This window comes from uncultured Amaricoccus sp. (assembly GCF_937858865.1).
Classification (GTDB): domain Bacteria; phylum Pseudomonadota; class Alphaproteobacteria; order Rhodobacterales; family Rhodobacteraceae; genus Amaricoccus.
The window spans coordinates 1-8,634 of record NZ_CALLYO010000088.1; the positions used below are offsets into that span (position 1 = coordinate 1).

11 protein-coding genes are annotated in these 8,634 nt (G+C 73.8%); 1 reads left to right on the forward strand and 10 read right to left on the reverse strand.

Features of this window, described 5'->3' with window-relative positions; all coding sequences use genetic code 11:
* Window positions 1-772, reverse strand: a 772-nt coding sequence (locus tag Q0112_RS02285) for an FAD-binding oxidoreductase (RefSeq protein WP_297970851.1), incomplete at its 3' end; no start/stop codon positions are given.
* 123 nt (window positions 773-895) lie between these two features.
* On the opposite strand from Q0112_RS02285, the gene Q0112_RS02290 reads away from it, so the two are divergent.
* Complete coding sequence (locus Q0112_RS02290) at window positions 896-1,867, forward strand: AraC family transcriptional regulator (protein WP_297970853.1); 972 nt, start codon at window positions 896-898, stop codon at window positions 1,865-1,867.
* 75 nt (window positions 1,868-1,942) lie between these two features.
* Here the strand turns inward: Q0112_RS02290 and Q0112_RS02295 are convergent, their stop codons facing one another.
* From Q0112_RS02295 to Q0112_RS02335, 9 genes are all read right to left on the reverse strand, one after another.
* Complete coding sequence (locus Q0112_RS02295) at window positions 1,943-2,584, reverse strand: DsbA family oxidoreductase (RefSeq protein WP_297970855.1); 642 nt, start codon at window positions 2,582-2,584, stop codon at window positions 1,943-1,945.
* On the reverse strand, window positions 2,581-3,048 hold the full coding sequence (locus Q0112_RS02300; protein WP_297970857.1) for a cupin domain-containing protein: 468 nt from the start codon (window positions 3,046-3,048) through the stop codon (window positions 2,581-2,583). The genes Q0112_RS02295 and Q0112_RS02300 overlap by 4 nt, the downstream gene beginning before the upstream one ends.
* A gap of 3 nt (window positions 3,049-3,051) precedes the next feature.
* A complete protein-coding gene (locus Q0112_RS02305; RefSeq protein ID WP_367278429.1) occupies window positions 3,052-4,566 on the reverse strand; it encodes an AMP-binding protein in 1,515 nt (504 codons plus the stop codon).
* Window positions 4,563-5,747, reverse strand: a complete 1,185-nt coding sequence (locus tag Q0112_RS02310) for a VWA domain-containing protein (protein WP_297970860.1) — start codon at window positions 5,745-5,747, stop codon at window positions 4,563-4,565. The genes Q0112_RS02305 and Q0112_RS02310 overlap by 4 nt, the downstream gene beginning before the upstream one ends.
* A gap of 6 nt (window positions 5,748-5,753) precedes the next feature.
* A complete protein-coding gene (locus Q0112_RS02315; RefSeq protein WP_297970863.1) occupies window positions 5,754-5,924 on the reverse strand; it encodes a hypothetical protein in 171 nt (56 codons plus the stop codon).
* Between the two features lie 7 nt (window positions 5,925-5,931).
* Window positions 5,932-7,272, reverse strand: a complete 1,341-nt coding sequence (locus Q0112_RS02320) for a DUF2927 domain-containing protein (RefSeq protein ID WP_297970865.1) — start codon at window positions 7,270-7,272, stop codon at window positions 5,932-5,934.
* Window positions 7,273-7,274: 2 nt separating this feature from the next.
* A complete protein-coding gene (locus Q0112_RS02325) occupies window positions 7,275-7,715 on the reverse strand; it encodes a GNAT family N-acetyltransferase (protein ID WP_297970868.1) in 441 nt (146 codons plus the stop codon).
* A 25-nt stretch (window positions 7,716-7,740) separates the two neighbouring features.
* A complete protein-coding gene (locus Q0112_RS02330) occupies window positions 7,741-8,046 on the reverse strand; it encodes an antifreeze protein (RefSeq protein ID WP_297970871.1) in 306 nt (101 codons plus the stop codon).
* Between the two features lie 78 nt (window positions 8,047-8,124).
* Window positions 8,125-8,634: MoxR family ATPase (locus Q0112_RS02335; RefSeq protein WP_297970873.1), on the reverse strand; the 510-nt coding region annotated here is incomplete at its 5' end.

Here is an 8,634-nt window from a genome sequence, read left to right on the forward strand (position 1 = left end):
CCGGCGGGAAGGGGTCGGCCGAGGGCACCCGCTTCAGGCCGAGGAAGACGCAGAGATCCTCGGGCGAGCCGGGCAGCCAGTCGCGGTAGCGCCGCATCAGCCGCTTCGCCTCGGCGACGTCGTAGGCGATCGGCCCGGCGAAGACCTTTCCGACCGGATGCGCCCGGAAGAGGAAGCTCGTCACCACCCCGAAGTTGCCGCCGCCGCCCCGCAGCGCCCAGAAGAGCTCCGGGTGGCTGTCCGCGCTCGCCGTCACGAAGCTGCCGTCCGCCAGCACCACGTCGGCCTCGATCAGGTTGTCGACGGTCAGCCCGTGCTTGCGGCTGAGATAGCCGTGCCCGCCGCCGAGGGTCAGCCCGGCGATCCCGGTGCCGGAGTAGATGCCGGCCGGAAAGGCCAGCCCGAAGGCCGCGGCCGCATGGTCGACGTCGCCCTGCGTGCAGCCCGGGCCCACCCGCACCGTGCGCGCCTCCGGGTCCACCCGCACGCCGCGCATCGCCGAGAGGTCGACGACCAGCCCGTCCTCGACGCTCGCGAAGCCCGCGCCGTTGTGCCCGCCGCCGCGGATGGCGATCGGCAGCCCCTGGTCGCGACCGAAGCCGACCGCCGCGATCACGTCCGCCACATCGGCGCAGCGCGCGATCAGCCGCGGGCGGAGGTCGATCATCCCGTTGTAGACGCGCCGCGCCGCCTCGTAGTCGGCATCGCCGGCCGTCAGCACGTCGCCGCGCAACGCCGCCCGGAGCGACGTCTCCAAATCCTGGTCGAGCATGGAAAGTCTCCGCTGAAATGGTTGAGGCAATGGCCGGACGATAGCCGCGGAGGCCCGGCTGGCCTATGATCGGCCTGCCGGAAGACTTGCCCGAGCGTCCGGCTCTGCCAGGGGAGGCTCCGCATGGACGTCCTGTCCGACGTCCTCCGCGTCGTCCGCCTGACCGGCGCCGTCCTCTTCGACGTCCATGCCCGCCCGCCCTGGGCGGTCCAGTCCCCGGCCTCGCCGGCGCTCAGCGCCGCCATGCCGGGCAGCGAGCGCGTCCTCGCCTTCCACTTCCTGCTCGAGGGCGAGGCCTGGGCGCAGGTGATCGAGCGGGAGGGGACCCCGCCGCTCCGCGTCGCCGCCGGCGAGGCGGTGATCGTCACCGGCGGCCGCGAGCACGTCATCTCGAGCGAGCCCGGCATGCGCACCGCCCCGCGCTTCGACCTCTACCGCCGCCGCGAGGACCAGCGCCTGCCCTACGCCCTGACGGCGGGAGGCGGGGCCGGGCCGGAGGCCCGCCTCTCCTGCGGCTTCATCGGCTGCGACGCGCGCCCGTTCAACCCGGTCCTCGAGGCGCTGCCGCCGCTCCTCGTCGTCCGCCCCAACGACGAGCTGGTGCGCATGGCGATCGCCGAGAGCGAGGCCCCGACCCCCGGCGGCGAGACCATCCTCGCCCGCCTGAGCGAGCTCCTCTTCCTGCAGGCCATCCGCCAGCACCTCGCCGCCCTGCCGGGCGACGCCACCGGCTGGCTCTCGGGCCTGCGCGACCGCCACGTCGGCCGGGCGCTGGCGCTGATGCACGGCCAGCCGGCCCGGCGCTGGACCCTCGACGCGCTGGCCCAGGAGGTCGGCCTCTCCCGCTCGGTCTTCGCCGAGCGCTTCGCCGCCCTCGTCGGCCTGCCGCCCATGCAGTATCTCGCCACCTGGCGCCTGCAGCGCGCCGCCTGGCTGATGGAGGTGCAGGGCCTCGGCATCGCCCAGGCCGCCGCCGAGGTCGGCTACGAATCCGAGGCGGCCTTCAACCGCGCCTTCCGCAAGCGCCTCGGCATGCCCCCCGGCGAATGGCGCCGCGCCCGGGCGGCGGCGACCCTGGTTTCGCGCGCCCTGTAGGACGGCCGCTCCCGGGCGCTGCCCGAGGCAGGGCCTCGGGCGGGGACGGACGGGGAGGGCGCTGCCCTTCCTCCGTCACGCCCCCGGCGTCGCGGCCTCGATCTGGCGGATCACGTCCGCCCAGACCTCGACCGGCTGCGCGCCCGACAGCACGTATTGCCCGGCGAGGATGAAGGTCGGCACCCCCGTCACCCCCATCTCCTGCGCCGCCGCCACCTCCTGGCGCACCTCCGTCCGGTCGGCGTCGCCGGCCAGCAGCGCCGCGATCGCCGCCCCGTCGAGCCCCGCCTCCTCGGCCGCGCCGCGCAGCACCTCGGGGTCCGACACGTCCTCGCCGAGCTCGAAGTAGCGGCGGAAGAGCGCCATCGCCGTCCGCGTCTGCAGCCCCTCCGGCTCGGCCCAGCGGATCACCCGGTGGGCGTCGAGCGTGTTCGGCGCGCGCCCGATCCGGTCGAAGCGGAAGTCGATCCCGACCTCCCGCCCCATATCCACCAGCCGCCGGTGCGCCGCCTCGATCCGCGGGAGGTCGCCGAGCCGGCGGCGCATATAGTCCGCCCGGTCCATCCCCTCCGGCGGGATGGTCGGGTCGAGCTGGAACGGCCGCCAGCGGATGGCGAACGGATGCCCCTCCTGCGCCGTCACCGCCCGCATCAGGTTCGCCGCCCCGAGGTAGCACCAGGGGCAGACCACGTCCGAGACGATCTCGAGCCGGGTCACGCCCCTTCCTCCGGATGGTTCGGGTCGACCCAGCGCACCTCCTCGACCGCCTCGGCCGGGGTGATGTCGAGATTGACCACCACCGCCTCCTGGTCGCTCCGCACCACCACGCATTCGAGCGGATCCCCCGGCAGCGCGTTGATCTCCTGGTGCGGCACGTAGGGCGGCACGAAGATGAAGTCCCCCGGCTCCGCCTCGGCGGTGAACTCGAGGCGCTCGCCCCAGCGCATCCGCGCCCGCCCGCGCACCACGTAGATGATGCTCTCGAGATGCCCGTGGTGGTGGGCGCCGGTCTTCGCGTTCGGCTCGATCCGCACCGTCCCCGCCCAGAGCTTGTTCGCCCCGGCCCTGGCGTGGTTGATCGCCGCCGCCCGGGTCATCCCCGGCGTCTGCGCCGTGTTGAGGTCGAGCTCGCCCGCCTTCACGATCCGCACGCCCTCGGTCCGCCAGTCGATCCCGCCCACCGCTCAACCCTCCCTGAGCCTGCGCCGCAGCAGCTTGCCGTTCGCCCCCCGCGGCAGCGCCGCGACCGCCCGGAACACCCGCGGACACTTGTAGCGCGCCAGCCGGCCGGCGCAGTGCGCCGCCAGCTCCGCCTCCGCCACCGGCGCCTCGACCGGAACATAGAACGCCGCGATGACGGAAACACCCTCACGGACCGGCATTTCCACCGCCGCCGCCTCGGCGACGCCCGGATGCGCCGCCAGCGCCGCCTCGACCTCCGCCGGGCTCACCCGGAAGCCGCCCGCGTTCATCACCTCGTCCGCCCGCCCGAGATGGACGATGGCCCCGTCCGCGCGCATCCGCGCCCGGTCGCCGGTCACGAACCATTCGCCTCGGAAGGCCGCCGCCGTCTCCGCCGCGCGCCGCCAGTAGCCGAGCATCAGCCCCGGGTCCCGCCGCGACACCGCGAGCAGGCCGTCCTCGCCGCGCCCGAGCGGCACCCCGTCCTCGCCGATCACCGCCACCCGCCGCCCCGGCTGCGGATAGCCGGCGCAGCCGGCGACCGGCGGCCGCGCCGGCGAGAAGGAGACGTAGGTCGAGACCTCCGACATCCCGAGCGCCTCGTAGACCGGCCGCCCCGTCGCCGCCGTCCAGGCCTCCCTGACCGCGGCCGGCAGCGCCTCGCCGGCGCTCAGCCCGTGCCGGAGCGCCGGAAGCGCGCCCACCTCGCCGAGCATCTGCCGGTAGACGCCCGGCACGGCGGCGAAGATCGTCGCCCCGTGCGCCGCGATCAGCCGCGGCCAGACCGTGCGGTCCGCCGGCCCGGCGTGGATCAGCGCCGTCGCCCCGATCGCCCAGGGATCGGTCAGCCCGGCGCCGAGCGTGAAGGTCCAGTTGAAGGCGCCCGCGTGCAGCACCCGGTCCTCGGGTGTCAGCCCGTACCAGCCGTCCCACATCATCCGCCGCGCCCAGGCGGCGCGCTGCGCATGCACCACGCCCTTCGGCCCGCCCGAGGTGCCGGAGGTATAGACCATGTAGGCCGGATCGTCCGGCGCCGTCGCCGCATAGGGCAGGGGCTCGTGCCCCCGGAGCGCCGCGATCTCCCCCGCCGCGATCACCGGCGCCCCCGGCGCCTCGGGCAGCGCGAGGCCCGCGCCGAGGCAGACCAGCGCCGGCGCCAGGTCGGCGAGGATCGCCCCGACCTCCGCCACCGTCAGCTGCGCCGAGACCGCGACCGGCACCGCCCCGAGCGCGTTGGCGGCGAAGAAGAGGATCGGGAAGTCCGAGCTGTTGCCGAGCCGCAGCAGCACCCGCTCGCCCGGCCGCAGCCCCGCCGCCGCCAGCCCGCCCGCCGTCCGCCGCACCGCCTCGGCCAGCGCCCCGTGCGTCCAGCGCTCCACCACCTCGCCGGGCGCCCCCAGCACCTCGAGCGCCACCTTCTCCGGGCGCCGCTCCGCCGGCGCGAAGGTATGCGCCGCCATGTTGAACGGGGCGGGGCAGGGGGCGAAGGGCCCCTCGTCCCAGAGGGCCTCGCTCACCGGGCGAGCTCCCGGATCCCCGCCTCGAGCCCGGCCAGCGTCATCGGGAACATCCGCCCGCCCATGATCGCGGCGATCATCGCGACCGAGTGCGAATAGCCCCAGCCCGCCCGCGGCATCGGGTTGATCCAGACCGCCCGCGGCCAGGCGTCGAGCAGGCGGCGCAGCCAGACCTCGCCGCTCTCGGCGTTCCAATGCTCGTTGGCGCCCCCCGGCTCGGTGATCTCGTAGGGCGACATCGCCGCATCCCCGACCAGGATCACCCGGTAGTCGGGCCCGTAGGTGTTGAGCACCTCCGCCGTCGGCGTCTGCCGGTCCCAGCGGCGGCGGTTGTCGCGCCAGACCCCCTCATAGACGCAGTTGTGGAAGTAGAAGTATTCCAGATGCTTGAACTCGCTCCGCGCCGCCGAGAAGAGCTCCTCCACCACGCGCACGTGCGGGTCCATCGACCCGCCGACGTCGAGGAAGAGCAGCACCTTCACCGCATTGTGCCGCTCCGGCCGGGTGATCACGTCGAGCCAGCCCTGCTCCGCCGTGCGCCTTATGGTGGCCGAGAGGTCGAGCTCCTCCGCCGCCCCCTCGCGCGCCCAGCGGCGCAGCCGGCGCAGCGCCACCTTGATGTTGCGCGTGCCGAGCTCGACCGCGTCGTCGAGGTTGCGGAACTCCCGCCGGTCCCAGACCTTGACCGCCCGCCCGTGCCGCCCCTCGTCCTGCCCGATCCTGACCCCCTCGGGATTGTAGCCGAAGGCCCCGAACGGCGAGGTCCCGGCGGTGCCGATCCACTTCGAGCCGCCCTGGTGCCGCCCCTCCTGCTCGCGAAGCCGCTCGGCGAGCTTGCGCATCAGCGCCTCGAAGCCGCCCATCGCCGCGACCTCCTCCTTCTCCTCCGGGGTCAGGTGCCGCTCGATCAGCTTCCGCAGCCAGTCGGCCGGCAGCTCGGCCCGCGCGACGATCGCCTCGACCGTCAGCCCCTCGAGCCCGCCGAAGACATGCGCGAACACCCGGTCGAAGCGGTCGATCATCCGCTCGTCCTTCACCAGCGCCGCCCGCGCGAGATAGTAGAAGCCCTCCGCGTCGTGGAGCGCGAGCCCGGCGTCGAGCGCCTCGAGGAACGCCAGATACTCCCGGAGCGAGACCGGGACCCGCGCGGCGCGCAGCTCGGCGAAGAAGCGCCCGTACATGGCGGCTCAGACGAGCCCGAGCCGCCCGAGGACGACCACGAGCACGAGCGCCGCGAGCGCGAGCGCGATGCCGTGCCCGGCCGCATACTGCAGCCGGTCGGCCCGGTCGCCGCCCCGCCGCGCGGCGCGGCGCCAGCCGAGGAAGGCGCCGAGGACGAAGGCGGCGACGATCAGCATGAACCCCTCACTTCTTCTCGAGGCGGAGGAGGGCCGCGAGCTGCGCCTGCTCGCGGGCGAGCGCCCCGTCGGTGTCCCCGAAGCCATAGCGAGCCCAGCGGAGGCTGTCGAGGCGGGTGGCCTGCGCCGCCTGGGTGTCGCCGAGCGCCGCCAGCGCCTCGGCCTTCATCGAGAGGAGCCCGGCCAGGAGCACCGCGTTCTGCCCGGCCTGCGCCGCCGGGATGTGCCGGTCGGCGAGCTCGATCGCGAGCCGGTACTGCCCGGTGCCGAGCGCCAGCGCCGCGAGATGCACGCCGGCCTGCGCCGTGCGCACGTCGTCGGGGCCGAACTGGCGCATGAAGAGCGCATAGGCCTGGGTGAACTCGTCGGCCGCCGCCGCCGGGTCGCGGCGCAGGCTCAGCCGCCCGAGCGTGAGCAGCGCCACCCCGAGCCGGTGATCGACCGGCCGCATCTCGGCGGCGATCTCGGTCGCGAGGGTGGCCGAGCTCACCCGCTTCGACCGCGGCGCATCGCGCGAGAGCGCCGCCTCGATCGCCCGCGCCCAGGCCTTCGATTCCGGCTGGCGCGGCTGGCGCGGCAGCCCGCGCCCCTTCGGGTTCTCCCGGTCGAGGAGCCGCGGCAGCAGCCGCGCCACCTCCTCCCGGCTCATCCCGCTGCGGAGCTCCGGCTGGTAGAGCACGCGCAGCATCAGCATGTCGAAGGCCGTCGCCATGCCGTGGAAGTTGTCGTCGTTCCAGATCGAGTCGGGCAGCCGGTAGAGATCGTTCGCCGGCCCGAGCGCCTGGGTGATCTCCTCGGCCAGGCAGTCGCGCACGTCCTGCGGCGTGGTGTCGACCGGCAGGAAGATGGCCGCCTTGCCGAGCGTCTCCTGGTCGGACCAGCGCAGCCGCGCGTCGCTCCGGCGGTTGAGGAACCCGCGCCAGTCCGTCTCGCCCGGCACGATGAAGCAGGCCGCGGTCGGGAAGATGCGGCTGATCTCCTCGGCCGGGACCATCTCGAGCCGGATCTGCGCCGCCTCCGGGTCGTCGGTCACGGCGATGTCGATCCCCGCCTCGGTGCGCAGCCGCCGGGTGAGGTCGGCGAGGTCGGGCGCATAGGCCGCGAGCGCGGGCGAGGCGAGATAGACCCGCACCGGCTCCTCGTAGCGCAGCAGGTGGTCGAGCTTCTCGCCGCTCTCGAGGGCGAAGGTGAGCTCGAGGAAGTCCTGCGCCAGGTCGAGGTTGGAGCGGGCGACCCCGCTCGGCAGCGTGACCGCCCCGAAGCGGACCGAGGTGATCTCGGGCCGCGGCGCGGCCGTGCAGGCGGCGAGGCCGGCGACGGCCAGGCAGGCGAGGAGGGCGCCGCGCACGCTCACCCGCGGCGGTAGCGGATGAAGGGGGTGACCGTGGCGACCTGGTCGTAGAGCCGGCGCGCCGCGGCGTTGAAGGTCTGGGTCAGCCAGTAGACGTTCGGCCGTCCCGCGGCGTCGGCCGCGGCATAGACCGCCTCGATGAGCGCCCGCCCGACGCCCGCGCCGCGCGCCTCGGGGGCGACGTAGAGGTCCTGCAGATAGCAGACGTCCGCGATCTGCCAGCCGCTCCGATGGAAGATGTAGTGGGCCAGGCCGACCGGCTCGCCGCCCTGGAACGCGAGGAGGCCGTGATAGTCGCCGACCTCCGGGTCGACGAGGCGCGCGAAGCTCGTGGCGTATACCGCCTCGGGCAGCTCGGTCTCGTAGAAGTCGAGATAGCCGCGCCAGAGCCGCCGCCAGGCGGCCTCGTCCTCGGGCCGGACCGGGCGGATCCCGGTCACGCGGCGCCCTCCCGCGGCGGGTGGCTCAGCGGCGGTACTTGCGGGCGTTCGAGCGGGTCTTGGTGCGGATCGGCTTCAGCGCGGCGCTGGCGATGCGCGCCGGGTTGGCGCCGGTCGCCGCCGCCACGGCGGCCCGCTCGCTGGCCGCGGCGAAGGCGGTGGCCTTCTCCATCACCATGCCGACCGCCTCGGGACCGGTCATCTTGCCCTGCGACATCCTCATGCTGCGGCGCATGATGACCTCGCCGGCCGCCATCGACATCTCCTGGTAGGCCAGCGCGTACTTTATCCAGGCATTCGCAAGGCTTAGCTGCTCGAAAAACGCGAACATCGACGGAATCCCTCTTATGTTGCGGTGCACAATAGCATGCCCTCCCGGAAGTGTCACGCAAGAAAGTGGCGGCGGCCCTCACGACCGGCGGCCGCGCGCCATGAAGGCGAGGCGCTCGAACAGATGCATGTCCTGCTCGTTCTTCAGCAGCGCGCCATGCAGGCGCGGCAGCGCGCTCGCCGGGTCCTGGCGCAGGTCCTCGGGCGAGAGGTCCTCGGCGACGAGCAGCTTCAGCCAGTCGAGCACCTCCGAGGTCGAGGGCTTCTTCTTCAGCCCCGGCGTCTCGCGGATCTCGAAGAACTGGGTCAGCGCCGCCCGGATCAGCCGCGGCTTGATGCCGGGAAAGTGAACCTCGACGATCCGCGCCAGCGTCTCCTCGTCGGGGAAGCGGATGTAGTGGAAGAAGCAGCGGCGCAGGAAGGCGTCCGGCAGCTCCTTCTCGTTGTTCGAGGTGATGACGACGATCGGCCGCGTCCTCGCCCGGACCGTCTCGCCGGTCTCGTAGACGAAGAACTCCATCCGGTCGAGCTCCTGCAGCAGGTCGTTCGGGAACTCGATGTCGGCCTTGTCGATCTCGTCGATCAGCAG